1 protein-coding gene and 1 pseudogene are annotated in these 382 nt (G+C 70.4%); both read left to right on the top strand.

All coding sequences use genetic code 11. The features are described from left to right. A pseudogene (locus AC1DHL_RS30125) lies at positions 1–118 on the top strand (ABC transporter permease); the annotation flags it as partial. 56 nt (positions 119–174) lie between these two features. Next, a partial coding sequence (locus AC1DHL_RS30120; protein WP_478164386.1) for an ATP-binding cassette domain-containing protein occupies positions 175–382 on the top strand: 208 nt, incomplete at its 3' end.

The raw sequence follows: 382 nt of genomic DNA, 5'->3' as shown, positions 1-382 counted from the left end.
CTTTATGGGCGACGCGCTGCGGGATGCCTTCGATACGCGCCTGGGGCTGGCCCAGTTGCGTGGTCGTGTGGAGCCTAAGGCGCCTGCGGGAAGTCCCGCTGCGGAGGCCGTGCAATGAGCCTCGCCGCAACGTTTCCTGACGCCGTGGCCCCGCCGGCGCCCGGCACGCAATTGATGTGTGTGGACCGACTGTCGGTGACCTTCGGCGAGGGCGAGCACGCCACGCGCGCCGTGCGCGAGGTCAGCTTCGACCTGCGCGCTGGCGAGCGCTACGCGCTGGTGGGTGAGTCCGGCTCGGGCAAGACCGTGACCGCGCTGGCCATGCTCCGGCTGGTTGGCGACGCCCACTACCAGGGCGCCATTCGCTTCGAAGGCCAGGACC

Source organism: Variovorax sp. 10L426 (assembly GCF_056395305.1).
Note: the sequence above shows the minus strand (reverse complement) of the source record. Positions and strands in the feature narration are given on the sequence as shown.